Consider the following 24644-nt stretch of genomic DNA (forward strand, 5'->3'; position numbering starts at 1 on the left):
TGGCCTCCGGGACCAGGGTCAGAAGCCCGGGCGCAGGGCGCCCGGGAAGGCTCAGCGGGCGACGAAGGCCAGCAGGTCGCGGTTCAGTTGCTCGGCGTGGGTCACCGCGAAACCATGGGGGGCGCCGGCGTACACCTTGAGTTCGGCGCCGCGGATCAGCTCGGCGGCGAGCTTGCCGGTGGTCTCGAAGGGCACCACCTGGTCGGCGTCGCCGTGGATCACCAGGGTCGGCACGTCGATCTTGGCCATGTCCGGCCGGAAGTCGGTTTCCGAGAAGGCAGTCACGCAGTCGATCGTGCCCTTGAGCGAGGCCAGCAGGGCGATGTTGAGGGTCTGGGTGAAGACGCCCGCGGAGACCTGCTGGCCCTGGTTGGTGCCATAGAACACCGGCGCGAAGTCGGCGAGGAACTGGGCGCGATCCTTCAGCAGACCCCCGCGGATACCGTCGAAGACACCCTGGTCGACGCCCTGGGGGAAGTCCGGCTTCTGCCCGAACAGCGGGGTGACGGCGCCGAGCAGCGCCAGTTTGGCCACGCGCGCCGAACCGTGGCGTGCCAGGTAGCGACTGACGTCGCCACCGCCCATGGAGAAGCCCACCAGGGTGACGTCGCGCAGGTCCAGGTGCTCGATCAGCTCGCCGATGTCATCGGCGAAGGTGTCGTAGTCGTAGCCGTTCCACGGTTGGCCGGAGCGCCCGAAGCCTCGGCGGTCGAAGGCGATGGCGCGATAGCCGTGGCTGGCCAGATGGTGCAGCTGGTAGTCCCACATGTCGGCGTCCAGCGGCCAGCCGTGGCTGAACAGCACGGGCTTGCCGCTGCCCCAGTCCTTGAAATAGATCTCGACGCCGTCGCGGGTGGTAAAGGTGCTCATGGTTGTTCGCCTCCAGGGGTGGGGGGAGTGGAAAAGGCGCCCGAGCGGGCGTTGAGCCAGGGCGTGCACAGGCGGCTCACCCTCGGCATGATCAGGAACACCACCAGCGGCACGATGCACAGGGTGATCAGCAGGTTGCTCGGCACCGGGCCGGCCAGCAGCGGATAGCGCGCGAACAGCGGCTGCCACAGCGGCGGGATCAGCATCGTCAGCGGCGCGATGACCAGGTAGGTCAGCACCGCCTGCTTCCAGGCCGGCGGCTGGCGCACGCCGGAGCGTGGCGGCTTGAACCAGAATTCGGCGTCGGCATGCACCTCGGGGGCATCGGCCTCGCGCAGCAGCGGCGCCACCTCGGCGATCAGCGCCTGGCGCTCCGGCGAGGCCAGCCAGGCCTGGAGCTGGTCGACGTCGGCGAAGCGCACCAGGGTGGTAAAGGCGGCGCCCTCCTCGGCCGGCGGGATGACATCCACGCCCAGGTGGCCGCAGGCCGCGCGGGCGGCGGTGACGGCGCGCTCCAGCCAGCGCTGGTAGGCAGCCTGCTGACCGGCCAGGGGCTGGTGGCGGATCACCAGGGTGACGATGCGGCCGTGCGCCTGCTGCAGGTCCTGTCCGCGTACGGCGCTCATGACAGCGCCCTGGCGAAACCGCCCTGAGTGGCGTGACGCCTGGCCAGCCGCGCCTCCAGCGAATAGCGACCCGGCCCGGTGAGCGCCAGGGTGCCGAACAGCACCAGCAGCAGCCAGCCGAACTGCCCCTCTTCCAGGGACCACTGCGGATGCACCACCAGCAGCGCGATCAGCAGCACGCCGAGGATCGGCAGGCAGGCCAGGCGCGTCGCCCAGCCCAGGGCGATCAGCAGCGGGCAGAGCACCTCGGCGAAGACGGCGAAACCCAGGGTCGGCCAGGCGCCCAGGTGCAACGGGTCCTCAATCAGGCCGAGTTGCTGGCGGAAATGCAGCGCCTTGGGCAGGCCGTGCACCGCCAGGAGCAGCCCGGCGCCACCCAGGCGCAGGAACAAGAGTCCCAGATCCAACCGCGCCTCGCGCATGGCCCATCCTCCTGCTGAAAGAGTCGGCTGCGAGAAGGACCCCGCGCCGTCGATGGGCGGACTTTCACCCGGACGACGGTGGGCGGCCTTGGACGTCTGTGCTGATTTTTGTACGCCTGTGCTGTGGCGTGTGGCTGAAAGGATTCAGGTCACAGTCCAGGTCAGCATGTGGGGAATGGTCAACTCCTGAGGGACTATTAAACGCCGCGCGGCTACTTAATCGAATCGAAAGTGGACAGTAATCTGACCCCATCGCATCCACGCCGGATGCCGGACCTCACGAAGGACAGTCAACGATGAACACCCAAGCCCTCACCGCCACCACCGGCCGCCTGCTGCTCGCCAGCCTCTTCCTGTTCAGCGGCGTGGGCAAACTGCTCGCCCCGGCGGCCACCAAGGGCTACATCGCCGCCATGGGCCTGCCCTTTCCGGACCTCGCCTACCTGGGCGCCCTGGTGGTGGAACTGGGACTCGCCAGCCTGCTGCTGATCGGCTATCGCACCCGGCCGGTGGCCCTGGCCATGGCCGCCTTCACCCTGGTCACCGCCCTGGTGTTCCACAGCCACTTCGCCGACCAGAACCAGCTGATCCACTTCCTCAAGAACGTCGCCATCGCCGGGGGCCTGCTGCAGGTGGCGGCCTTCGGCGCCGGAGCCCTGAGCGTGGATGGCCGGCGGCCGGCGCGATCGGCACGCCTCGCCTGATCGCTCTCGCTCGTAGCGCCCGCCCGATCCTCGAGTTCAGGCGGGCGCCGTCACATCCAGCATCCTGGCGCAGGCCTCGCGCACCAGCTCCAGGAACAGGCGCAGCCGCGCCGGGTAGACCCGGGCGTAGGGATAGATGAGATAGATCGGCAGGGGCGCCGCCTGCCACTCCGGCAGTAGGTGCACCAGTCGCCCCGCGGCGACGTCCTCGCGCACCATCCAGTGCGACAGCGCCGCGCAACCCAGGCCGCGCACCGCGGCATGCCGGGCGACGAAGAGACTCTCAGTGGCCAGCCGCGGCCGCAAGGAGACCAGCCGGCTTTCGCCCGTGGCGCCCAGCTGCAGGCGCAGTTCGGTCTGGTAGAACTGGGTCATGGCGATCCAGGGCAGCGCCGTCAGCTCCTCGGGTGCCTGCAGCCTGCTCGCCAGCTCCGGCGCCGCCACCAGGATGCGCTGGACGTCGCCCAGGCGTACCGCCACGGTGTCCGGATCCTCCACCACCCCCACCCGGATGGCGCAGTCGACGCCATCGGCGACGAAATTCGGCGCCCGGTCGCTGAGCACCCAGTCCACCTGCATCCCCGGATAGCGCCGCAGATAGGTCTCCAGTGGATCGAGCAACTGCTCCTGGCCGAAGGCATGGGGCATCACCACCCGCAGCCGTCCCTCGGGCTCGGCATGGGCGCCGTGCAGGGCGGCGGCGAAGGCCTGCCAGTCGCCGAGCAGTTGCTGGGCCTGGCGATAGCAGCGCTGGCCGTCCTCGGTCAGGCGCAGGGCGTGGGTCGAGCGCTGCACCAGACGTACCTGCAGCGCGGCCTCCAATGCCTGCAGGCGCCGGCTGACGGTGGGCTGGGTGGTGCCAAGCTGGCGCGCAGCCGCCGACAGGCTGCCAGCCTCGACGATACGGACGAAGGTCTCGAGCAGATCGAGACGGTCATGGGTAAAGGTGATGTTCATACGGCCTACGTATACCCCCTGTACCGGGCGCTCGGCTACAGGTGGCGACGGCTCTGGTGAAGAATGCGCTCATCGTCTTCCCACCGGATGAACCGCCATGACCGACATTCCACTCCCGCATAGCCAGACCTCACCTCACAGCACCCGCCTGTCCCCTGCCCTGCTCGGCCTGCTGGCCACCGGCGCCGGCCTCAGCGTGGCCAACCTCTATTACAGCCAGCCGCTGCTGGGCATCCTGGCAAGTGCCCTGTCCGCGCCCGCTGCCGACGTGGGACTGATCCCCACCCTCACCCAGCTCGGCTATGCCCTGGGCCTGCTGCTGCTGGCGCCCCTGGGTGATCGCTTCGACCGCCGCCGCATCATCCTGGCCAAGCTGGCCGTACTGCTGCTGGCGCTGCTGGGCGCCAGCCTGGCGCCGGGGCTGCACGGGTTGCTGGCGGCCAGCCTGGTCACCGGGCTGGCCGCCACCGTGGCCCAGGACCTGGTGCCGGCCGCCGCGACCCTGGCGCCGCCGGCCGAGCGCGGGCGCATCGTCGGCACGGTGATGACCGGCCTGCTGCTGGGCATCCTGCTGTCCCGGGTGGTCAGCGGCCTGGTAGGCGAGTGGTTCGGCTGGCGGGCGGTTTATCTGTTCGCCGCCCTGAGCATCGCCGCCATCGGCGTGGCGGTGTGGCGCGGCCTGCCCGCCTTCGCCGCCACCACCCGGCTCAGCTATCCGGCCCTGCTCGGCTCCCTGGGCGCGCTCTGGCGCCGGCATGCCGCGCTGCGCCGGGCGACCCTGGCGCAAGGACTGCTGTCGGTCGGCTTCAGCGCCTTCTGGTCGACCCTCGCCCTCTATCTGCACGCCGGGCCCTTCCAGCTGGGCAGCGCCGCCGCCGGCGCCTTCGGCCTGGCCGGTGCCGCCGGTGCCCTGGCCGCGCCCTGGGCCGGCCGCCTGGCGGATCGCCACGGCTCGGAGTGGGTGACACGCCTGGGCATCGGCCTGGCGGCCCTGGCCTTCGCCAGCCTGCTTCTGCTGCCCTGGCTGCCGGGCGTGACCGGCCTGGTACTGCTGGCGCTGGCGACGGTGGTCTTCGACCTGGGCGTCCAGGCCACCCTGATCGCCCACCAGGCCCAGGTCTACGGCCTGGAACCCGAGGCGCGCAGCCGGCTCAACGCGGTGCTCTTCACCGGCATGTTCATCGGCATGGCCAGCGGCGCCGCCCTGGGCAGCCTGCTGCTGGCCCGGCTGGGCTGGAGCGGCGTCGCCGGCCTGGCGCTGGCGACCGCCCTGCTGGCGCTGAGCGTACGGCTCTGGCCGGCCCGTCCGCGCCGGCTTCAATGATCGCGGACCAAGAGGTGACACCGGCCAGCTAGGGGCATCGTCAACCAGAACAGGACGACCATTCTCCTTCCAGCTCGTTAATCAAAGCCGGGCGCCACAGTAGGATGACTTCCATGGCGTCGGAACAGACCGCGCCCCCTTCAGACAAGGAGCCTCATCATGCTGGCCATTCGTAAAGCTTCCGATCGCGGCGCCGCCAATCACGGCTGGCTCAAGTCCTTCCACACCTTTTCCTTCGCCAGCTATCGCAATCCGGCGGAACAGGGCTTCTCCGACCTGCTGGTGATCAACGACGACACCGTGACCGGGGGCCAGGGCTTTGGCGAGCACCCGCACCGCGACATGGAGATCTTCTCCTATGTGCTCGAAGGCGCCCTGGAGCACCAGGACAGCCTAGGTACCGGCTCGGTGATCCGCCCCGGTGACGTCCAGCTGATGAGCGCCGGCAGCGGCGTCAGCCACAGCGAGTACAACCACTCCGAAAGCGAGAGCGTGCACTTCCTGCAGATCTGGATCGTGCCCAATGTGCGCCGCGCCGAACCGCGCTACCAGCAGCAGCACTTCAGCGCCGCGGCCAAGCGTGGTCGCCTGGCCCTGATCATCTCGCCGGACGGCAGCGAAGGTTCGCTGGAAGTGCGCCAGGACGCCCGGGTCTATGCCGGTCTGTTCGACGGCAGCGAAAGCGCCAGTCTGCAACTGGCCCCCGAGCGCCATGCCTATGTGCACGTCGCCCGCGGCAGCCTGGAGCTGAACGGTGTCCTGCTGCAGGCCGGTGACGGCGCCAGGCTGCGCGGCGAGCGCGAGTTGCAGCTGGCCCACGGCACCGACGCCGAGGTGCTGGTGTTTGATCTGCGGCCCAACGAACTGCCGCAAATGCCCTGACTACGATTTGCTCGCGAAATCGTAGGCCCCGTTTGCGCTAGGAGGCCGCTCCCACGGCCTCCCCTTGCCGAGAACGCGCCATGAGCACCCAAGCCCTGACCTCCCTGGTGGCCGGTAACGCCACCCTCTGGCTGACGCTGAACGTCTTTGGCGAACAGCTGGGCCTGCCGGTACCGGCCTATCCGTCGCTGGTGGTGATGGGCGCCGCGGCCGATGAAGCCGAATTGCTCCTGGCGTTGCTGGCTACCGTCACGGTCACCGGCGTGGCCGATCTGCTCTGGTACTGGGCCGGCCGCCGGCATGGTGCCTGGCTGCTGCGCCACCTGCCGGGCCACGTCCCGGCCGCCACCCGCCTGCCCGGCCTGCTGCTGGTGGCCAAGTTCGTCCCCGGCGCCGCGGCCCTCGCCACCCTCAGCGCCGGGGCCAGCGCCATGCCCCTGCGGCGCTTCCTGGCCTACGACCTGGGCGGCGCCACCCTGTGGATCGGCTCCGGCCTGGCCCTGGGCCGACTGTTCGAGGCGCACATCCTGGCCCTGCTCGACAGACTCCAGGCCTATGGCCCAGCGCCCCTGCTGCTCGCCGGACTGCTCGGCCTCGCCCTGCTGGGCTGGCACCTGCTGGCCCGCCGGCACGCTCGACCCAGTCCGTCGCGACAGTATTGCGCCTAGGCCGTTGCCGCCTTAACGCTAATTAACGATAGGCAACTCGCACGTCAGACAACTGCACGGAATCATTCTCATCCAGACCGACGCGCCGGGTGTCTTGCCGCGTCGACGGCCTGTCAGGGAGAGCGCCATGTCCACGATCGTCGATTGCCAGAACACCCGCGCCACCCCAACGGATACCCGCCTGCAGGGCCTCGCCGCCTGGCAGGAGCGGCTGGCCAAAGAAGTGATGCTGCAGCATCTGGAGCGCGGCATCAGCGTCAGCCGGGTGGCCGCGGTCTGCGGCCTGTCGCGCAGCCACTTCACCCGCCAGTTCAAGCTCGGCACCGGACTCGCCCCGCTGGAGTGGCTGCGCCAGGAGCGCATCCTGCGTGCCCAGCGGTTGCTGGCCGAGCGGGCGCTACCCCTGGCGACGATCGCCCTGGAATGCGGCTTCTTCGACCAGGCGCACCTGAGCCGCGTCTTCGCCCGCAGCCTCGGCCTGCCGCCACTGGCCTGGCAGCAGCAGGCCCTGGAGCGACGGCTGCTGGCGGAATTGCCGCAGATGCAGCCGCAGCATGGCCAGCAGGCGGTAGCCTAGGGTCGCCCCGCTGCCTTCCACCAGGATCAGCGACTTCTCCACCAGTTGCCCCAGCAGGGGGATGAAGTGCGCCTCCTCCAGCCCGCGCTGCGCCGCCAGCGCCAGGGCCTCGCTGCGACTGAAGCATTCGCCGGCCTCGGCCAGGGTCGCCAGCACCGCGAATTCCGACTCGCTCAGGCTGTGCAGACTCCAGTCCAGCATGGCGCCGAGGCTGCGCTGCCGCTGCGCCGCGGTCCGCCGGCCCTGGACGCTGAGGTAATAGCCGCCTTCGAGTTGCGCCAGCACCCCGTTCAGGCCCTGGGCCGCCACCTGCTCGGCCAGGATCTCCAGCGCCAGGGGCACGCCTTCGCTGCGCCGACAGATCTCGCCGACCAGCTGCACGTCGGCCGGCCGCAGTTGCAATCCCGGCAGGCGCGCCCGCGCCCGGCGGACGAACAGGCGAAAGGCCGGTTCGCGCATGGCCTCGCGCAGGCGCCGCTCAGGCTGAGCGGCCACGGCCAGGGGCGCCAGGCGCAACACCGCCTCGCCTTCCACCCGCAGCGCTTCGCGACTGGTGACCAGCACCCTGAGCTGCGGACAGCCTTGCAGCAGGCGCTCCACCAGCCAGGCGCAGGGCTCGACCAGACGCTCGGTATTGTCCAGCACCAGCAACATGCGGCGATTGGCCAGGGCCTCCTGCAGTGCCGGCAGACCGCTGCCACTGGCCAGCCCCAGCTCGCTCGCGAGTCGTTCGACCAGTGCCATGACGTGGCCGAGGGCGGCCAGGTCGACGACCTGCACGCCGTCGGCAAAGCGCTCGGCCAGCGCCGGCAGCAGATGCTGGGCCAACAGCGACTTGCCGATGCCGCCCGGACCGACCACCGACACCAGCCGCCGCTGGGCGAGCAACCGGCGCAATTCGGCCAGGCTCGCCGCGCGCCCCTCCAGGGGCGTCAGCGGCTGGGGCGTCTCGACCAGCGGCAGGAGATCGCCTTCGCCCAGCCGCTCCACCGGCGGCGCGAAGCCGTAGCCGCGCTGGCGGACGCTGAGGATGGGATCGTCGCCGCTGTATGGGCGCAGCACGCGGCGCAGGGCCGAGATGTGCACCCGCAGATTGATATCCTCGACGACGCTCCCGGGCCAGACCCTCGTCATCAGGGTCTGCTTGGCGACCAGCTCACCAGGGTGTTCCAGCAGCACCCGCAGGATGTCCAGCGCCCGCCCGCTCAGGGGCAGCGCGCGCTCGCCATCCAGCAACAGGCGCCGTCGCGCATCCAGGACCAGGCCGCAGAAGCGGAAGGCACTGGCGTCTTCCAGGGACTTGAGCTCTTGCATGACCATGCCGCGCCACGCCGCTACGGGTCGTCCGGGGTACTCCGTCCCGGCGCCCTCGGGCGTCTGCGCCTCTCCTTCGCCGATAGGTCATACCATTCTGGCCGCTACCCAGGCAGGTCGTATGACGATCTACGGCCAGAAGCTGCCATCGATGGGCGTGATACCGCCATCGGCGGCCGCTTTCAGCTGAATTGATAGCGGTACTGCGCCGGGGTCAGCCCCAGATGGCTCTGGAAGGCGGCGCGCATGCAGCGGTCGCTGGCGAAGCCGCTGCGAAAGGCCACGGTCTTTAGCGGCAGCTCGGAGGTCTCCAGCAATCCACGGGCGTGATCGATGCGCGCCCGCAGGACGAACTCCAGCGGCGTCATGCCGGTGTCGCGCTTGAACACCCGGGCGAAGTTGCGGGTGCCCATGGTCGCGAGTTCGGCGAGCCGGCTGATCGAATAGGCCTGGTCGATGTTCGCCACGATGTGGTGCTGCACCCGGGTGATGGCGGTGGTCGCCTCAGGTTCGTCGAACAGCGGACTGAACTGGGCCTGCTTGCCCTGCCGCTGGGTCACCACCACCAGCACCTTGGCCACCTCCCGGGCGATGGCCTTGCCGTGGTCCTCGGCCACCAGCGCCAGCGCCAGGTCGATGCCGGCGGTGACCCCGGCCGAACTCAGCAGCGGGCCATCGCTCAGGTAGATGTCATCGGCGGTCACCAGGGCGCGGGGATAGCGCCGCGCCAGGCGCTCGCGGTAATTCCAGTGGGTGGTCACCCGCCGCCCATCGAGCAGACCGGCGCTGCCGAGCAGAAAGGTCCCGGTGCAGACCGCCCCGTAGCGTGCGCACTGCGCGGGCACCTGCCGCAGCCAGGCCGCGACGTCCGGATGGGGCTCCAGATAGGCGCCCGGCCCGCCGGGCACCAGCAGCAGGTCATAGGCCGCGGGCGGCTGCTGGGTGGTGAGCTCCGTGCGTATCGTCAGGCCATTGGAACAACGCAGGGTCCGCCGCCGTCCGGCGGCGATGGTCACGATGCGATAGTGGTCGACCGCGGGCAGATAGCGATTGGCAATGGAAAACACCTCCACCGGCCCGGCGAAATCCAGCATCAGCACCTCGGGGACCAGCAAGAAAGCCACTGTCCTCGTCATGGCGATACATCCTTATCCGTGTAGCAGTTTGTCCTTGAACGCTGGAGCGTCCGGGTGAAGGTAGGGACGAGGATAAGGATCTGTCCCCCGAGGACAAGCAGTGGCAAAAGGCCATCCATCAGCCTTTTGCTGCGCGAGATCAGGACTCGATGAAGCCAGGGGCTCTGGATCGGTGGTCTTGGCGTGCCGGATGCGGATACTGCCGCTTCGCCTGGGCTACCCCCGCCGCAACCTGATCAGGGTGATTTCGCTCGGAGCGCCGAAACGCAGTGGCGGGCCCCAGTAGCCGGTGCCGCGGCTGATGTAGACGGTCAACCGGTCCAGGCGGTGGATGCCGGCCACCCAGGGTTGCTGCAGGCGCACGAAGTGCATCCAGGGCCAGAACTGGCCGCCGTGGGTGTGGCCGGAGAGTTGCAGGTCGGCGCCGGCGGCCTCGGCCTTGGGTGCCGAGCGTGGCTGGTGGGCCAGCAGCAGGCGGAACAAGCCTTCCGGGGCGTTGGCGAAGGCGGCGTTGGCGTCGCTGCGATGGCTGGGCACATAGAGCGGCGCCGAGTAGTCGGTGATGCCGGCCAGCACGAAGGGAGTGCCCTGGTGCTGCAGCACCCGATGCTCGTCGAGCAGCACGGTCAGGCCCTGCTCGCGCCAGGTGCGTACCCAGGCTTCGGCGCCGGAATAGTATTCGTGATTGCCGGTGATGGCGTAGGTACCCAGGCGCGCCTTGAGTTGCTGCAGCGGCAGGAATTCGTGCTGTAGTTCGGCCACGCTGCCATCCACCAGGTCACCGGTGATGGCCACCAGATCGGCGTCCAGGCCGTTGACCCGCTCGACGATGCGCTGCAGATAACCGGCCTTGATGGTCGGGCCGATGTGCAGGTCACTGAGCTGGACGACGAGCAGCCCGTCCAGGCCGGCGGGGAGCGTCGGAAGGGCCAGCTCCACTTCCTTGACCTTGGCCGTGCGCCGGGCGTTGTAGACGCTGCGCAACGCCACCAGCAGCACCAGGCCGAGCACCGCCCAGGCGCTACCGGATCGCCAGGCGGTGTCCAGCGGGTGGCCAACCAGGCTGGCCAGGGCCACCACCAGACCGCGCAGCAGGCTGAACACCGCCAGGCTGGAAAACACGCCCATGGCGATCAGTGCCGCCCAGGCCAGCAGGCGCGAATGCATGTCCCGCGAGCGAAAGCCCAGGGGCACCAGGACGAAGGACAGCAGCAGCAGGGCCCAGAACGGCAGCTGGGCGGCCGGCGACAGCCCGAGGTCACCGATGACGCTGAGGCCGATGAACAGGTGCAGGGCGAACAGGACCAGGTACATCATGGCGCGGGAGCGGAACATGGAGGGCCTTGAGGCAGGGAGAAGGCCTTACCTTAGCACCCTGCAGGGCGCCTCTCGGAGCCCCGGGTTGTTTCCGGCTACAACGATTCAGCCGGTATTCAGCGCTGCCCCGCCTCGTCGGCCTGGGCCGCCTGGTCTGCCCGCCGGCCCAGGTAGAAGCCGAGCCAGGCCCAGAGCGCCGCGCAACCGGCACCCACCAGCGCCGGCAGCCAGGCGCCGTGGCCGAGCAGGTCCAGCAGACTCTTGGCCCAGCCGCTGGCGGCGTCGCCGGCGCGATAGACCACGGTGTCGATGAAGTTCTTGGCCTTGTACTGGGTCTCGGCGTCCAGCGGCGCGAAGAGCATCTCGCGGCCGGGGCGGATGAAGGCGTATTCGCCGATCCGTCTGACGATCATCAGCCCCGCCAGCATGGCGAAGGTGGGCAGCAGCGCGAGGCCCAGGAAGCCGATACACATCAGCAGCGGCACCCCGGCCAAGAGCACCCGCACCCCGAGGCGCTGAGCGAGGCGGCCGGTGATCAGCACCTGGCTGGCCAGGGCGCCGGCCTGGACCACGAAGTCCAGCAGGCCGAACACCTGCACCTGGCGGGCGCGGTCGGGAAACAGCTCGGCCACCAGGCGCGCCTGCTCGAAGTAGAGAAAGGTGCTGACCGTGGCCAGCAGGATGACGAAGGCGCTCACCGCCAGCAGATAGGGCGAGGCCAGTACCCGGGTCAGGCCGCTGAAAGGATTGCCGGCCACCGGGCGGCGCGGACTTTCGGTCGGCGGCGCACCCGGGCGCCCGGCGCCCCAGGTCTCGCGCCAGCCCATCAGATAGGCCTTGAGCCTGAGCGCCAGGAGCAGCAGCGTGGCGGCCAGCAGCGCCAGACCCGCCTCGCCGACCCGGGGCGCCAGGGCGGCGGCCAGTACCGGCCCGAGCAGGCCACCGACACTGGCTCCGGCGGCGATGAAGGCGAACAGCCGCCGCGCCTGGGCGCCGTCGAAGACATCGGCCATCAGGCTCCAGGCCACCGAGACCACGAAGAGGTTGTAGACCGAGATCCAGACATAGAAGGTACGCGCCAGCCAGACGCTGTCACCCAGGCTGGCGAAGCAGGCGGCGAAGGCCAGCAGATTGAGGGCGAAGAAGCCGTAGACCCAGTCGACGAAGCGGATCCGCGCCACCCGCGAATTGAGCCAGGCGAACAGCGGCACGGCGAGCAGCATCACCACGAAGGTGCCGGTGAACAGCCACTGCAGATTCTCCACCCCGCCAGCGATGCCCATGGCCTCGCGGATCGGCCGCAGCATGAAGTAGCCGGCGAACAGGCAGAGAAACAGCGCGAAACCCGCCAGGGCCGCGGACGACTCGCCGGCGCGGGCGTCGAGGACGCGACCGAGCCAGTCCTTCATCTAGGCGAACAGCCCGGCGATGGCCTCGCGCTGGCGCGCATCGGGTAGCCGCCCGCGACCGGCCTGGAGATTGTCGACCATGTAGCGCGGATTGCTGGTGGCGGGGATCACCGCGGTCACCGCCGGATCGGCGAGGATGAACTTGAGCAGCAGTTGCGCCCAGCTGGTCGCGCCCAGTTCGGCGGCCAGGGATGGCAGAGGCTTGCCGCGGGTGCCGGAGAGCAGATTGCCACGCTGGAACGGCCGATTGATCAGCACGGCGATACCCTGGTCGCGGCAATAGGGCAGCAGGCGTTTTTCGGCTTCGCGCTCGCCCACCGAGTAGTTGAACTGCACGAAGTCGACCTTCTCCTGTTGCAGCGTGGCCAGCAGATCGTCCAGCGCCGCTTCGCGATAGTGGGTGACGCCCACGTAGCGCACCTTGCCGGCCTGCTGCTGTTCGCGCAGCAGGGCCAGCTGGCTGGCGGTGTCCTGCAGGTTGTGCACCTGGACCAGATCCAGGCGCTCGGTCTGCAGGGCCCTGAAGCTGGCGGCCAGTTGCGCCGCGCCACGCTCGCGCCCGGTGGAGGAAATCTTGGTGGCGAGAAAGACCTTGTCGCGGGCCTGGGCCCGCCTGACCAGCTCGCCGGCCACCCGTTCGGAGTTGCCATAGCTGGGCGCGGTGTCGATGAGGGTGCCGCCGCCGTCGAGCAGCGCCTTGAGCACCTCCTGCAGCGGCGCCAGCGCGGCGTCGTTCAGGTCGACATCGAGATTGCCCGAGGTGCCCAGGCCGATGACCGGCAGGGCTTCGCCGCTGCGCGGGATCTTGCGGGTCAGCAACGGCTCGGCGGCCTGGGCGCTCTGCCACAACCAGGGCGCGGCGGTGACCGCGGCGGCCAGGGCGGTGGTGGTCTGCAGGAAACGGCGACGGGTCGGCATGGCGGGCCTCGCGACGATCGGATTCAGAAGGATGACCCTTGAGTTAAGCGGTTCTTCCAGCCGATCGCCCAGCGGGCTCATTGCGGCATGTTGCGGCGCTCTCGTAGGTTGGGCTGAGCGCAGCGAAGCCCAACATCGACATCCCCGTTGGGCTTCGACGATGCAGCCGTCTCAACCCAACCTACGTGACGAGGCCGTAGGTTGGCGCTGAGCGCAGCGAAGCCCAACAATGTCCTAGGGTCGAACATTCCTGTTGGGCTTCGACGATGAAGCCGTATCGGCCCAACCTACGTGGCTAGCTCCCGTAGCGTGGACAACGGCGTAGCCTTGTCCACTAATGGCATTAGCGCACACCTGTGGAAAACGCTGCGCGGTTTTCCACGCTACAGATTGGCGGCACCCTGGCCCGCAAGGATGTCGTGATCCGCCGGCGGCAGAGTGCCGTCGCCGCCCAGGTAGCGGTCGTAGAAATCCCGCACCGTGACGTTCTTGTGCTTGGCTTCGAACATGATGTCGAAGCGGTCGAGGAACTGGCCGGCATAGCGGTTGCACCAGTCGTTCCACATCATGTCGCTGTGGGCATAGAGCAGCCGCTTGCTGATCTCCTGCAGCAGGAACTTGATGTCGATGCGCTCAGTAGGCGAGACGCCCATTTCCATCAGGGCCTCCGGCGGCTGGGAGTAGTGCATGGCCGGGCGCACCCCGCGCCAGCTGTCGATGATGCGCGCCACCCGCGGCTCCCAGGGATCGATGTAGGCCTCCTCGTGGATCCAGCAGTGGTGGATGTCCAGCACCACCGGGGCGAGGTCGGCCAGTTGCAGGCAGTCGTCGACGCCATAGGTCTTTTCATCGTTCTCGAAGGTGATGCAGTTGCGCGCTTCGCTGGAAAGACGTGGCCAGACCGCGCGGATGCCCGGCACGCCCAGGCGACCGGCGATGTGCACATTGCACTTGAAGTCCTGGAATTTCTGGCCGTAGCCCATCAGGCGGATCATGTCGGCGTGGTACTCGAACTCCTTCAGGCTGTTCTCCACCACCTCCGGGCGATCCGAGCCCAGCACGCAGAATTGCCCGGGGTGCAGCGACAGCCGCACATCGCGGCGGCGCGCCAGCTCGCCCAGCCGCCCGAAGCGATCCTCCAGCAGCGCCTGCAATTCCTGGGAGCGATAGAAGTAGGCGAATTCGGCGTGGCTGTAGAAGGGCAGCAGGTCGCTGCTCAGGCGCAGCATGCGCAGATTGTCCGGCAGGTCGGCGACGTGCTCGACGAATCTCAGCTGGGCATCGAGGTTGTGGGTAACGACGTCCAGCAGCTTGGCCTCGGCGGCGGCGCGCTCGACGCTGCCCAGCCAGCGCAGGGTGGTGGTGCGGGTGTTGAAGGCCCGCTCGACCTGCTCCAGTGCCTTGAGCGTCAGACTGCGCTCGGGGTGACGGTACATGCAGGCAAAGCCGATTCGATACATGGGACGCTCGGGACAGGGACTATAGGGATTAGTCCGCGCGGCGCCGGTTGGGTGCGGGTGGGGTGATGGGTGGAGGGGACTTAGCGTTTGGCGTCCGGGTTCGCCCTCACCCCGGCCCTCTCCCAGGGGGAGAGGGGGTGGTCTGGCAAGGGGGGGTTGGCTATGGGTGCTCAGGGCTATCGCAGCCATGGCGGTCCGCCGATGCGGCCGCTCCTCCAGGCCACCGTAGGTTGGGTTGAGCGCAGCGAAGCCCAACATCGCCTCTGGGGCCGCCAATGTTGCGCTTCGACGATGGAGCCGTCTCAACCCAACCTACGGTCTATCGCCGCCATGGCCGCGCTGCGCCCAAGCCTCCTACCCCGGTCCGAACCACACCGTCAGGGCATGCAGCACCAGCCCCACCAGGCCGCCCACCAGGGTGCCGTTGATGCGGATGAACTGCAGGTCCTTGCCGACGCTCTGCTCCAGTTGCTGGACCAGCTCGTCGGTGTCCCAGGCGGCCACGCGGGCGGCGATGTAGTCGCCGATACGCTGGCGGTTGCGATCGATGAAGGGCGGCGCCACCGCCATCAGCTGCTCGTTGATCCAGCGGCGCATGGCTTCGTCGCGGCTCAGGGTCTCGCCCAGCTCGGCCAGCAGGCGGCCCAGGCGCCGGCGGATGCGCGAATCCGGCGCGGCGAGATCCGCCTGCAGCCAGTTCACCAGTTCGTCCCACAACTCCTGCAGATAACCCGCCAGCGCCGGGTGCTCCAAAAGCCGGTCGCGCAACTGTTCGCCGCGCAGGCGAAAGGCCGGGTCCTCCTTGAGGCGCTCGATGAAGCCGACCAGATAGCCATCGAAATGCCGGCGCAACTCGTGCTCGCGGTCATGGCTGATCTCGCCGATCAGCCGCGACACCGCCTGCACCACCTTGATCGCCGACCAGCGCCCGACCCGCTCGTCCAGCCCCAGATACTTGAGGGTGCGCAGCTCGCCGCCGATGGTGCGGGCGATCAGCGCCTGGGTGTCTTCGTCCTGCAGCAGGCGATCGATCTCCTGCAGCACCTCGTCGAGCACCGCCTGGTGGCGGCCGTCGGCGGTCAGCATGTCGAGCAGTTCGCCGGACAGCGCCGCCACGTCCAGGCGCTGCAGCCGCTCCACCGCCACCCGGCGGATGAAGGCCTGCACCCGCACCTCGCGCAGGGCTTCCAGGGAATAGCGGGCGACGCCGGTGGCCTGGCTGGCTACCGCGGCGGCGTTGTCCGGCTGGCGCAACCAGCCGGCCAGGCGCCCGGCGGCATCCAGTTCCTCCAGCTTGGCCAGCACCTGGGGCGTGGCGAGGAAGTGCAGGCAGATGAAGTCCGACAGCTTGCGCCCGACCCCGGCCTTGTTGCGCGGGATGATGGCGGTGTGGGGAATCGGCAGGCCCAGCGGATGGCGGAACAGCGCGGTCACCGCGAACCAGTCGGCGATGGCCCCGACCATGGCCGCCTCGGCGAAGGCGGCGGCGTAGCCCCAGGCCGGATGGCGGGCTTCGAGGGCGGTGGCCAGGCAGTAGAGCGCCGCCGCCAGGAACAGCAGCAGCAGCGCGATGAGCTTCATGCGCCGGACCAGGGTGAGGCCGTCGGGAGGAGATGAGGGCATAACGATGGGACGGTCCTTTTGCGTCGAGCGGGGTGATTGAGTAGAAAACGGCACCCGGGCGTAGTTTCTTACGCGCGTTCGTAGTACTAACCCAACCCCATCCTAGCGCACGCTCTTCTTTACTCGCGTCAAGCCGTGCCTTCGAACATATTGCGTTTTCAGGCTACGTGTAGACACGCACCTTCACCGGTTCCTCAAGGAATGCGGATACCTAAAGCGTTCAAGGTTGGGGTATCCATACGCCCATTGATCGTCAGACCGGTATCCATTTGGAAGGACATCAAGGCACCTCGGGTACTTTTACCCAGAACGCCATCGATAGCGCCGTGGTAGTACTGTTTGAGTGTCAGCGCCGTTTGCACTCGCATGACCAAGCTGGATAGCGCCTCGCCAGTCGGCTGTGCTTTGCCAGATGTCGTGTTCGGCTCGGTCGTGGTAGTGCCACTGCTTTTCGAGGGAGCATAAAGTCCTGAGCTACCACTGTAACCGGACGCCCCGCTACCACCACTACTGGGGGCACGATAATAGCTATCAGATGAGCTCGGTGCAGTATAGGAGCGCGGACTGCTGTAGCCCCCGGACCCACTGTAGTGCGAACTATGAGAGCTGTGGGATCGATGAGAGCTATGCGAGCGATGAGCAGCATAGAGATTGGTCGCATCGAGGGCATTGAGTGGATTACTGAACACCGGTACCTGATTCCCTGGAGTGGCGCTCCACGTCATATCGGCCAAAGGCATCTGGTCGGCCTGGGCCAGAGCACTTCCGGCGACCGGCAATAGGGTGACATGACCGATAAGCATTTTCCAACGATCAAGCAGACTCATGACGCGCTCCTTGCGAAGACAATAGAGCCTCGACAGCCAGAGGACGGATACCCCGGCTCTGCCAACGCTCGTTGTGGGACTTGAAAAAGCCGGAACATCGATTGACCGCTGCACAGTCCTGGCAGGCGTCGATGAAGAGATTTTTCCAATCCGAAATACTCTGCCGGGCAAAAGGCCTCAGGGGTGGGGCTACCAGGCAAAGCGGTAGGTTGTAGAGCGATACGGGGATTCCACGGTTATGCAGGAAGAACACTGCCTCGCTCAACTCCTGCTGATAATCCAGAGGATCGATCCAAAGCTCAGTGTGATGCTTCCTCGCCAATCCTGTGCTTTCGATTCCCATGAATGCAACGTGGCGGACAAAAGGCAGATTACGAAACAGGAAGAGAGCCAGTTGCGGCAGCCGTGGAGTAGTCAGTCGGTTGAGAACAACCCGAATCTCCACAATCTGATTGGCTCGTGCCAAGTTGTAGAGCCCGCGAAGCGTTTCGCTGAAAGCCCCCGGCGCCTGTACCACCTGATCGTGATCGCCAGCATTGTCTGCATAGAGGGGTATGCCCCAACTCAGTTTGGGATGATCGAGCGCGCGCAGGTCGCCAATCCAGGTTGGGTCCTGTAGCAACCGACCATTGCTGAGAAGGTGCAGGGCCTTGTCGGGCATGACGCTTTTAGCCTTATTTAAGACAGCCAACAGGCCCTCTCTATAAAGCGTCGGCTCGCCACCACTTATTCCAAGATGTTCTTCGCCCGCATCCATCAGATCGAGCAGACGCAGATTTTCCTCGATATGCCAGCGATCATCTATGTCCTTGGGTGGCTGCGAACACATGAGGCAAAGGCTGTTACAACGATCAGTCATGAACAACAGGTTGCTGTTCGCGCCACGGCGATAAAGCACCCTTACCAGATTGGAAGCGGGAGAAAGGGCCACAACATCTCCAGAGCGCACCACGCCCGGGCTCCTACACTCACTCAAAAGAATGCGGCCTGATGGAATGTCGCCGTCGAACACCGAATCACACATGAATCCGGCAACCGGTATCTGCAACAGCCCTTGATGTAGAGGACCAGCGCTATCGTCGAGATACAGCAGTACATCCGCCAGTTCGACCTGCCCCGCGCATCTGGCGAGGCCATGCTCGACGAACTCCGCTGCGGTGATCACCTTCAGCAGACGGGGCTCATGAAGATTGCGAATGAGGAATTGCGTTTCCTTCGCTAGCATCTCATTACCCCCTGTAACCAGGCAGGCTGACGTCTGCGAGAGACCGTTTACTGAACCAAGACAACAAGATGCGCTGAGTCTCTTCGCTACCGTCTCGTAACAAAACGAACAGATGTCGCAACAGCTCCATGTTCTTCTGGCAGAAGGCACTGAAGGCTCGATGTCCTACGGGGTCGCCCTGACGAGCGTAATGCTCTATAGGGTCGCTGCCGCAGTAGGGAACCAAGGCGCAGTCAGTGCAGCCTGGAAGGGTTTCCGCGATTCCCGACGCCAGCAGTAATTGCATCGCTGGAGAAGCCAATAATTCGTGCAAGGGCTGCCGAACATTCCCTAGACGCAGCCCCTTCTCGCCCATTTCAACCAGCATCCTAGCTTCGTCGGACGGATAGACATCGCCATCGTAGTTATAGACTAGGGCGCCCAGGCCGGCGCCTAAAGGTGAGCGCAGATCGACATAGCCACTGGAGAAGGGTGTCAGCACGTTGTTCAACAGCAATGCTGTGTAGCTTTCGACCAGATAGGTGCCCTGGCTATTCAACGCGAGTAGGTAGTCCAGTGCACGATGGTAAAAGGACAAGTAACGGCCCATGGGATAGGCCAGCCTCTGCGCACCTTTTGTAGCGAAGCCATACGGACTAAGGGGCCGTAGCGAAATACTGGATAAACCTTGGCGAACGTATTCGTCAATGATGGCTTCGGGTTGCTCGAGACTTCTGGCAGTAAGGGTAGTCAAGGCGGACACCGCATCAGCACCAAGCCGCGCGCGAACCCTATGGATACCCTCCACGGTTCGCTCGTAGGCATCCCGTGTCGGTGTAGGCCGGTTGGCGTTGTGCAGAGCAGCCGGCCCATCCAGAGAGGTTGAGAACTGAATACGATGCGTGGCAGCGAAGTCCAAAATGGACTCGTCCAGATGATGCAGGGTGCTGGTGATAACAAACTGAACGTTGCGCTTTTCGCTGCTGTTGCGCTCCACCACCTCTTCAACGATCTGTCGAATCCTGGGAAATGCCAGTAACGGCTCACCTCCTTGAAATTCGACAGTCAAAACATCCGAAGAGGATTCGAACATTCTAGATACCGCATGGCGTGCATCCATTTCGCTCATGTCATGCCCAGCTCCATCTAAAGGAGCGCGGGACACCTGGCAATACTGACACGTGTGATTGCAACGCAACGTGGTAACAAAGAGGTGCAGAGCAGGCCCCTGCTTCAAGAAATCTTTGCGACTCAGATACTGGGCGGCCATCTCTGGCAAAGGATCATGCCCGTCGGGTTCGTAGATGAAATGACGAGCCAGCAAATCCTTGTACAGCGCCGTACCTGGCCGGAGTTGGCGATCTACCAAGGCTCGCAACTGCTCTTCGGAAAGAAAGATGTATTCCCCAGTATCTGTCGTAACCAGAATCTCTCGCGACGACTGCCCGCCCAGTCGCATGAAACGGAAAGGCAGCAGTCGGTAACCACCCTGCATAGCGATGAGATGGGTCATCTAGCGAACGCACCCATTCAGCGCCGCCTTTACCAGCAGCTCGCGCAAACCGACTGTTTCCTGTTGGATACGTTCGCGCAGTACGAAATCGTTCAACTGCTGCAAAAGCAAAGCCCGCGCAACATCGGGAGAGGGCTGCAGCGAAATGCAGTCTTGAGGTGCGGGTAACGCCTCAATGCACCATTCGCCTTCACTAGTCTTGAGTTGAATGACTAGGCGATCTGCGAGGCTATAAATTGCCCGTTGGACGCTGCTCAGCGAATAGAGGGTGGGATCTAGCAGTAACGTGACAGGCCATGTCATGAGGACGTCCTTGATAACCCAAAGCTAGCTCTCGAAACACTGCAGGACTTGCAGCTTAAGCAGTATTCGAAGAACGAGCTCCTAGGGTGCATCCCCTGGACTATCAAACAGAGCACTTTACGCCAAACGGTTCGCGAGGCAGGACGAATAGTCTTATTAATTACATCGCTTCCTTGGATACCTCATCCCCTGACAGACAGTTAAGGAACGAGATTAGTACTACCCGCCTATCTTCTGATCCAGCCTGACCCAGCGCTCCTCCTGGGCCGATTGCCGCGCGGCCTGGGCCAGGCGCTCCACTTCCCAGGCCTCCTGGAAGTCGACGCCGGTGTGGCCGGGGTTGCCGCCCAGGGCCTCCAGCAGCGAGCGGACCTCCAGGGTCTTGAGTTCGTTGTAGCCGAGCTGGTGACCGGGTGCCGGGCAAAAGGCGGCGTAGTCCGGCAGGTGCGGACCGGCCAGCAGGGTACGGAAGCCGCCCAGGCCCGGACGGTCGCCGACCTGGTAGAGACGCAGTTCGTTGAGGCGCTCCTGGTCGAAGCCAAGGGTGCCGCGGGTACCGCAGACCTCGAAGGCCAGGCGATTCTTGCGCCCGTGCTTGAGCCAGCTGGTGGTCAGGGTGCCGCGGGCGCCATTGGCGAAGCGCAGCAGCAGATGGGCCTGGTCGTCGATCTCCACCGCGCGGGTGCCGCCCTGGTGGGGCCGCTGGCCGTGGGCGGTGTGCAGATCGGCGCAGAGCGCCGCGACCGGGCCGAGCAGGAAGCGCGCCAGCGACAGGATATGGCTGCCCAGGTCGGCCAGGGCGCCGCCGGCCTGGCGGGTCTCGCAGCGCCAGGTGAAGGGCCCCTGGGGATCGCCCATGAAGTCTTCGCTGAATTCGCCACTGAAGCTGACGATCTCGCCCAGCTCGCCGCTCTGGATCAACTCGCGCGCCTGCTTGAGCATGGGATTCTGCAGGTAGTTGTAGCCGACCCGGTTGACCACCCCGGCCTGGCGCGCGGCGTCGCGCATCCGCGTCGCCTCCTCCAGGCTGACCGCCAGGGGTTTTTCGCAATAGACCGCCTTGCCGGCCGCCAGGGCGGCCAGGGCCATGGGTGCGTGCAGCAGATTGGGCGTGGTGATGGCCACCAGCTCGACCGCGGGGTCGGCGATCAGGCGCTCCCAGTCGCAGCTGCGGGCGAAGCCCCAGGCATCGGCGCAGCGAGCGGCGCGCTCCGGATCGGCGTCGGCCAGGGCCACCAGGCGCGGACGGACCGGGAGCGCGAAGCTGCTCGCCGCGTGATGGAAGGCCTGGGCGTGGGCATGACCCATGAAGCCGGTGCCGATCAGACCGATGCCGATGTCGCGCATGTCGTTCTCCGTGAGGTTGTAGAAAGACCCGGCCGGCCAAGCCAGTAGCCGACCGGGTAAAAGGGAGGGTGGGTGCAGGCTCGGCCCTCACCCCGGCCCTCTCCCAAAGGGAGAGGGGGAAGAGCTGTCAGGTGCAGGCGCAGTCCTCACCCTCGACCCTCTCCCAGGGAAAGGGAAAGGGAAAGGGAAAGGGAAAGCGCCAGCCCTAGCGCTTGGCCTTGCGCTTGTTGCGGTACTGGTCGATGACCACGGCGATCACGATGATCAGGCCCTTGATGATGTCCTGGACGTAGGCGTCCACCCCGAGGAAGGTGAAGCCGCTGGCCATGGTGCCGAGGATCAGGGCGCCGATCACGGTGCCGGTGATGCGCCCTACCCCACCCGCCAGGCTGGTGCCGCCGATCACCGCCGCGGCGATGGCATCCAGTTCGTAGGACATGCCCATGCCGGCCTGGCCGGTGGCGGCGCGGGCCGAGGCCACGACGCCGGCCAGCCCGGCCAGCAGGCCGGCGATGCTGTAGACGATGATCAGGTGCTTCTTGACGTTGATGCCGGAGATGCGCGCGGCCTGCATGTTGCCGCCGATGGCATAGGTGTACTTGCCGTACTTGGTGTAGCGCAGGGCGATGTGGAAGATCACCGCCACCACCAGGAAGATGATCACCGGCATGGCCCCGGCGCCGATGGCGGTGTAGTTGTCGGACAGCATGCTGATCGGCTGGCCTTCGGTGTAGTAGCGCGCCAGGCCGCGGGCCGAGACCATCATGCCGAGGGTGGCGATGAAGGGCGGGATGCCGGTGACAGCGATGATGCTGCCGTTGATGGCGCCGGCCAGCAGCCCCACCCCGAGGCCGGCCATGACCGGTACCCACACCGGCAGGTCGGTCAGCGAGGGAAACACCGCGCGGCCGAAGTCCGAACCCTGGGCCAGACTCGCCGCCACCATGGCCGACAGCGCCAGCACCGAGCCGGAGGAGAGGTCGATGCCGGTGGTAATGATCACCTGGGTCACGGCGATGGCCAGCAGGCCGATGATCGAGACCTGCAGGATCATCAGCACCAGGCGCTGGGAATTCATCAGGAAACTCTGGTCGCGCAAGACCCAGCCAAAGGCTTCGAAGGCCAGGCCGATGCCCAGCAGCACCAGCAGGATGCCCAGCTCGGTGGGGATGCGGCGCCGCGGGCGCGCGCTGGGTAGCTCGGCGGTTTTCTTGTCCAGGAGGGCACTCATCTTGTTCTACCTCTTGTATGCCGGGAGCGATGGGTACGGGCCCACCGCGCGAAAGATGCGCTAGTGCAGTACGGGATTGCCCGAGGCCAGGTGCATGACCCGCTCCTGGGTGGCTTCGCCGCGATCGAGAAAGCCGGTGACGGTGCCTTCGTGCATCACCATCACCCGGTCGCTCATGCCCAGGACCTCGGGCAGTTCGGAAGAAATCATGATCACCGCCAGGCCCTCGGCGGCCAGCTTGGCGATCAGCCGGTAGATCTCGGCCTTGGCGCCGACGTCGATGCCGCGGGTGGGCTCGTCGAGGATGAGGATGCGCGGGCGGGTCATCAGCCAGCGGGCGATCAGCGCCTTCTGCTGGTTGCCGCCGGAGAGGTTGGCGATGCACTGGTCCAGCGAGGGGGTCTTCACCCGCAGTTGCTGGCGCATCTCCTCGCAGAGCTGGTCGAGGCGCTGCTGCTGCACGAAGCCGCCGCTGGCGAAGCCGTTCAGCACCGCCACCTCCATGTTTTCCCCCACCGACAGGCAGGGAAAGATGCCGGTGTCCTTGCGGTCCTCGGTAAGCAGCGCCAGGCCTTTCTGGATCGCCAAGTGAGGATCGCTCATGCGCACCGGCCGGCCGTCGATGCGGATCTCGCCCGCCGTGGCCGGGGTAACCCCGAACAGGGTCTCGGCGACGTTGGTGCGGCCCGAGCCCATCAGCCCGGCGATGCCCAGCACCTCGCCGGCGCGCAGGTCGAAGGAGACGCCGGAGAACACCCCGTCCAGCCCCAGGTCGCGCACCGACAGCAGCACCTCGTCACGCGGCGCCGTGCGTTCCGGGAACAGCTGGGTCAATTCGCGCCCCACCATCATGGCGATCAGGCCGTCGCCGTTCATGCTGTCGGCGCGCTGCAGGCCGATGTACTCGCCGTCGCGGAACACCGCGACCTCATCGGCGATCTGGAACACCTCGTCCATCTTGTGGGTGATGTAGACGATGCCCTTACCCTGGGCCTTGAGGTCGGCGATGATCGAAAACAGGTGCGCCACCTCGGTCTCGGTGATGGCCGAGGTAGGTTCGTCCATGATCAGCACGTCGCTGTCGTAGGACACCGCCTTGGCGATCTCCACCATCTGCCGCCCGGCGATGGACAGGCTGCCCACGCTGTCTTCCGGGTCCAGGGCGATGCGCAGTCGGTCCAGCAGCGCCTGGGTCTGGCGACGCATCTTGCCGTGGTCCACCAGGTGCAGGGCATTGAGCGGTTCGCGACCCAGCCAGATGTTCTCGGCGATGGTCATGAAGGGCATCAGGTTGAGTTCCTGGTGGATCATGGCGATCCCCGACTGCAGCGCCTGCAGCGGCGTCTCGAAGCGCACCGGCACGCCGCGCAACCGCACCTCGCCGGCATCGGGCTGGTAGATGCCGGCGATGATCTTCATCAGCGTCGACTTGCCCGCGCCATTCTCGCCCATCAGCGCCAGCACGGTGCCGGGACGCACCCGCAGCTGCACGTGGGACAACGCCTTGACGCCGGGAAACTCCTTGGTGACGTCGACGATTTCCAGCAGGTATTCGCCGGGCGCGGCCGTGGCCACGGTGGCGGGAGCAGCGGCAGGGGTAGCGGGACTGAGCATGATCACGATCTCCTCGCGGGCGCCGACCGAGCGGCGCGGGCCGCTGGTCAGTGAGGGGTGCGGGGCGACGGGCTGGCCGCGACGGCGTTCGCCAGGGGCGGGCAGGTGCCCGGCGGACAGGAGATCGGAGACCCATGCAGGGACAGGAAGCGGGATGGCATGACGGCACCTTTTATTCTTGTTGAAGGGCGCACTCGCCGGGGCAAGCGTGCCGCTGTACGTCTTGGCTTGCCCTCGACTCTATTGGAAAATAAATTCCAGTCAACATCTTTTTGGAATTTTTAAGTGATAACGATCACCGGTCTTCGGTCCGGTCGACACCGGGTGGAAAGGCCCCGGATAGACGAAACGGGCAGTCCGTTGCCGGACTGCCCGTTTGGTCTGGAAAGCCGTTCTGG

At 66.4% G+C, this 24644-nt stretch carries 21 protein-coding genes and 2 pseudogenes; 5 read left to right on the forward strand and 18 right to left on the reverse strand.

The annotated features are described in order from the left end of the window. Positions 1 to 51: 51 nt before the first annotated feature. From FHR73_RS20830 to FHR73_RS20840, 3 genes are read right to left on the reverse strand one after another with little or no spacing between them, the layout of a single operon-like run. On the reverse strand, positions 52 to 870 hold the full coding sequence (locus FHR73_RS20830; RefSeq protein ID WP_183633798.1) for an alpha/beta fold hydrolase: 819 nt from the start codon (positions 868 to 870) through the stop codon (positions 52 to 54). Beyond that, positions 867 to 1496: an antibiotic biosynthesis monooxygenase gene (locus tag FHR73_RS20835; RefSeq protein ID WP_183633799.1), complete on the reverse strand. Its 630-nt coding sequence runs from the start codon at positions 1494 to 1496 to the stop codon at positions 867 to 869. The genes FHR73_RS20830 and FHR73_RS20835 overlap by 4 nt, the downstream gene beginning before the upstream one ends. Continuing rightward, entirely contained in the window at positions 1493 to 1918 is a 426-nt protein-coding gene (locus tag FHR73_RS20840; protein ID WP_183633800.1) for a DoxX family protein, read from the reverse strand. Before FHR73_RS20840 ends, FHR73_RS20835 begins: the two co-directional genes overlap by 4 nt. 296 nt (positions 1919 to 2214) lie before the next feature. On the opposite strand from FHR73_RS20840, the gene FHR73_RS20845 reads away from it, so the two are divergent. Further along, positions 2215 to 2622, forward strand: a complete 408-nt coding sequence (locus tag FHR73_RS20845; protein ID WP_183633801.1) for a DoxX family protein — start codon at positions 2215 to 2217, stop codon at positions 2620 to 2622. Positions 2623 to 2658: 36 nt separating this feature from the next. Here FHR73_RS20845 and FHR73_RS20850 read toward each other — a convergent pair whose 3' ends face one another. Then, a complete protein-coding gene (locus FHR73_RS20850; RefSeq protein ID WP_183633802.1) occupies positions 2659 to 3579 on the reverse strand; it encodes a LysR family transcriptional regulator in 921 nt (306 codons plus the stop codon). A 97-nt stretch (positions 3580 to 3676) separates the two neighbouring features. Between FHR73_RS20850 and FHR73_RS20855 the strand changes: the two genes are divergently transcribed. From FHR73_RS20855 to FHR73_RS22645, 4 genes are all read left to right on the forward strand, one after another. Continuing rightward, on the forward strand, positions 3677 to 4903 hold the full coding sequence (locus tag FHR73_RS20855) for an MFS transporter (protein WP_183633803.1): 1227 nt from the start codon (positions 3677 to 3679) through the stop codon (positions 4901 to 4903). Between the two features lie 159 nt (positions 4904 to 5062). Then, positions 5063 to 5785, forward strand: a complete 723-nt coding sequence (locus FHR73_RS20860; RefSeq protein WP_183633804.1) for a pirin family protein — start codon at positions 5063 to 5065, stop codon at positions 5783 to 5785. Positions 5786 to 5865: 80 nt separating this feature from the next. Next, positions 5866 to 6453, forward strand: coding sequence for a DedA family protein (locus tag FHR73_RS20865; RefSeq protein WP_183633805.1), 588 nt, complete (start codon positions 5866 to 5868; stop codon positions 6451 to 6453). A 127-nt stretch (positions 6454 to 6580) separates the two neighbouring features. Next, positions 6581 to 7030, forward strand: coding sequence for an AraC family transcriptional regulator (locus FHR73_RS22645; protein WP_311630654.1), 450 nt, complete (start codon positions 6581 to 6583; stop codon positions 7028 to 7030). A 312-nt stretch (positions 7031 to 7342) separates the two neighbouring features. On the opposite strand, the pseudogene FHR73_RS20875 reads toward FHR73_RS22645, so the two are convergent. From FHR73_RS20875 to FHR73_RS20940, 14 genes and pseudogenes are all read right to left on the reverse strand, one after another. Beyond that, positions 7343 to 8350, reverse strand: a pseudogene (locus FHR73_RS20875) (ATP-binding protein); the annotation flags it as partial. 176 nt (positions 8351 to 8526) lie between these two features. Continuing rightward, entirely contained in the window at positions 8527 to 9480 is a 954-nt protein-coding gene (locus tag FHR73_RS20880; RefSeq protein WP_183633807.1) for a GlxA family transcriptional regulator, read from the reverse strand. 216 nt (positions 9481 to 9696) lie between these two features. Next, positions 9697 to 10815 (reverse strand): metallophosphoesterase, encoded by a 1119-nt coding sequence (locus FHR73_RS20885; RefSeq protein ID WP_183633808.1) that lies wholly within the window; start codon positions 10813 to 10815, stop codon positions 9697 to 9699. Between the two features lie 98 nt (positions 10816 to 10913). Next, positions 10914 to 12206: an NTP/NDP exchange transporter gene (locus tag FHR73_RS20890; protein ID WP_183633809.1), complete on the reverse strand. Its 1293-nt coding sequence runs from the start codon at positions 12204 to 12206 to the stop codon at positions 10914 to 10916. Next, complete coding sequence (locus tag FHR73_RS20895; RefSeq protein ID WP_183633810.1) at positions 12207 to 13124, reverse strand: aldo/keto reductase; 918 nt, start codon at positions 13122 to 13124, stop codon at positions 12207 to 12209. It lies immediately after the preceding gene. A 383-nt stretch (positions 13125 to 13507) separates the two neighbouring features. Continuing rightward, a complete protein-coding gene (gene uvsE, locus FHR73_RS20900) occupies positions 13508 to 14584 on the reverse strand; it encodes a UV DNA damage repair endonuclease UvsE (protein ID WP_183633811.1) in 1077 nt (358 codons plus the stop codon). Between the two features lie 354 nt (positions 14585 to 14938). Further along, the gene (locus tag FHR73_RS20905) at positions 14939 to 16207 is read right to left on the reverse strand and encodes a DUF445 domain-containing protein (RefSeq protein WP_183633812.1); all 1269 of its coding nucleotides are present in this window, start codon (positions 16205 to 16207) and stop codon (positions 14939 to 14941) included. Between the two features lie 194 nt (positions 16208 to 16401). Further along, entirely contained in the window at positions 16402 to 17034 is a 633-nt protein-coding gene (gene hxsA, locus FHR73_RS20910) for a His-Xaa-Ser repeat protein HxsA (RefSeq protein ID WP_183633813.1), read from the reverse strand. After that, a pseudogene (hxsC, locus tag FHR73_RS20915) lies at positions 17031 to 18259 on the reverse strand (His-Xaa-Ser system radical SAM maturase HxsC). Before hxsC ends, hxsA begins: the two are co-directional and overlap by 4 nt. A gap of 4 nt (positions 18260 to 18263) precedes the next feature. Continuing rightward, a complete protein-coding gene (gene hxsB / locus FHR73_RS20920; protein ID WP_183633815.1) occupies positions 18264 to 19751 on the reverse strand; it encodes a His-Xaa-Ser system radical SAM maturase HxsB in 1488 nt (495 codons plus the stop codon). Next, a complete protein-coding gene (gene hxsD, locus FHR73_RS20925) occupies positions 19752 to 20054 on the reverse strand; it encodes a His-Xaa-Ser system protein HxsD (protein ID WP_183633816.1) in 303 nt (100 codons plus the stop codon). It abuts the gene before it with no gap. Between the two features lie 219 nt (positions 20055 to 20273). Further along, positions 20274 to 21401 (reverse strand): Gfo/Idh/MocA family protein, encoded by a 1128-nt coding sequence (locus tag FHR73_RS20930; protein ID WP_183633817.1) that lies wholly within the window; start codon positions 21399 to 21401, stop codon positions 20274 to 20276. A 205-nt stretch (positions 21402 to 21606) separates the two neighbouring features. Next, on the reverse strand, positions 21607 to 22632 hold the full coding sequence (locus FHR73_RS20935; protein WP_183633818.1) for an ABC transporter permease: 1026 nt from the start codon (positions 22630 to 22632) through the stop codon (positions 21607 to 21609). A 60-nt stretch (positions 22633 to 22692) separates the two neighbouring features. Beyond that, a complete protein-coding gene (locus FHR73_RS20940) occupies positions 22693 to 24246 on the reverse strand; it encodes a sugar ABC transporter ATP-binding protein (protein WP_183633819.1) in 1554 nt (517 codons plus the stop codon). Between the last annotated feature and the right edge of the window lie 398 nt (positions 24247 to 24644).

The organism is Pseudomonas sp. AS2.8 (genome assembly GCF_014190935.1).
Classification (GTDB): domain Bacteria; phylum Pseudomonadota; class Gammaproteobacteria; order Pseudomonadales; family Pseudomonadaceae; genus Chryseomonas.

What these genes read in the sequence shown, in the direction of transcription:
- FHR73_RS20830 (WP_183633798.1), bottom strand. Translation starts at nt 870, where the DNA reads ATGAGCACCTTTACCACCCGCGACGGCGTCGAGATCTATTTCAAGGAC.
- FHR73_RS20835 (WP_183633799.1), bottom strand. Translation starts at nt 1,496, where the DNA reads ATGAGCGCCGTACGCGGACAGGACCTGCAGCAGGCGCACGGCCGCATC.
- FHR73_RS20840 (WP_183633800.1), bottom strand. Translation starts at nt 1,918, where the DNA reads ATGCGCGAGGCGCGGTTGGATCTGGGACTCTTGTTCCTGCGCCTGGGT.
- FHR73_RS20845 (WP_183633801.1), top strand. Translation starts at nt 2,215, where the DNA reads ATGAACACCCAAGCCCTCACCGCCACCACCGGCCGCCTGCTGCTCGCC.
- FHR73_RS20850 (WP_183633802.1), bottom strand. Translation starts at nt 3,579, where the DNA reads ATGAACATCACCTTTACCCATGACCGTCTCGATCTGCTCGAGACCTTC.
- FHR73_RS20855 (WP_183633803.1), top strand. Translation starts at nt 3,677, where the DNA reads ATGACCGACATTCCACTCCCGCATAGCCAGACCTCACCTCACAGCACC.
- FHR73_RS20860 (WP_183633804.1), top strand. Translation starts at nt 5,063, where the DNA reads ATGCTGGCCATTCGTAAAGCTTCCGATCGCGGCGCCGCCAATCACGGC.
- FHR73_RS20865 (WP_183633805.1), top strand. Translation starts at nt 5,866, where the DNA reads ATGAGCACCCAAGCCCTGACCTCCCTGGTGGCCGGTAACGCCACCCTC.
- FHR73_RS22645 (WP_311630654.1), top strand. Translation starts at nt 6,581, where the DNA reads ATGTCCACGATCGTCGATTGCCAGAACACCCGCGCCACCCCAACGGAT.
- FHR73_RS20880 (WP_183633807.1), bottom strand. Translation starts at nt 9,480, where the DNA reads ATGACGAGGACAGTGGCTTTCTTGCTGGTCCCCGAGGTGCTGATGCTG.
- FHR73_RS20885 (WP_183633808.1), bottom strand. Translation starts at nt 10,815, where the DNA reads ATGTTCCGCTCCCGCGCCATGATGTACCTGGTCCTGTTCGCCCTGCAC.
- FHR73_RS20890 (WP_183633809.1), bottom strand. Translation starts at nt 12,206, where the DNA reads ATGAAGGACTGGCTCGGTCGCGTCCTCGACGCCCGCGCCGGCGAGTCG.
- FHR73_RS20895 (WP_183633810.1), bottom strand. Translation starts at nt 13,124, where the DNA reads ATGCCGACCCGTCGCCGTTTCCTGCAGACCACCACCGCCCTGGCCGCC.
- uvsE (WP_183633811.1), bottom strand. Translation starts at nt 14,584, where the DNA reads ATGTATCGAATCGGCTTTGCCTGCATGTACCGTCACCCCGAGCGCAGT.
- FHR73_RS20905 (WP_183633812.1), bottom strand. Translation starts at nt 16,207, where the DNA reads ATGCCCTCATCTCCTCCCGACGGCCTCACCCTGGTCCGGCGCATGAAG.
- hxsA (WP_183633813.1), bottom strand. Translation starts at nt 17,034, where the DNA reads ATGAGTCTGCTTGATCGTTGGAAAATGCTTATCGGTCATGTCACCCTA.
- hxsB (WP_183633815.1), bottom strand. Translation starts at nt 19,751, where the DNA reads ATGACCCATCTCATCGCTATGCAGGGTGGTTACCGACTGCTGCCTTTC.
- hxsD (WP_183633816.1), bottom strand. Translation starts at nt 20,054, where the DNA reads ATGACATGGCCTGTCACGTTACTGCTAGATCCCACCCTCTATTCGCTG.
- FHR73_RS20930 (WP_183633817.1), bottom strand. Translation starts at nt 21,401, where the DNA reads ATGCGCGACATCGGCATCGGTCTGATCGGCACCGGCTTCATGGGTCAT.
- FHR73_RS20935 (WP_183633818.1), bottom strand. Translation starts at nt 22,632, where the DNA reads ATGAGTGCCCTCCTGGACAAGAAAACCGCCGAGCTACCCAGCGCGCGC.
- FHR73_RS20940 (WP_183633819.1), bottom strand. Translation starts at nt 24,246, where the DNA reads ATGCTCAGTCCCGCTACCCCTGCCGCTGCTCCCGCCACCGTGGCCACG.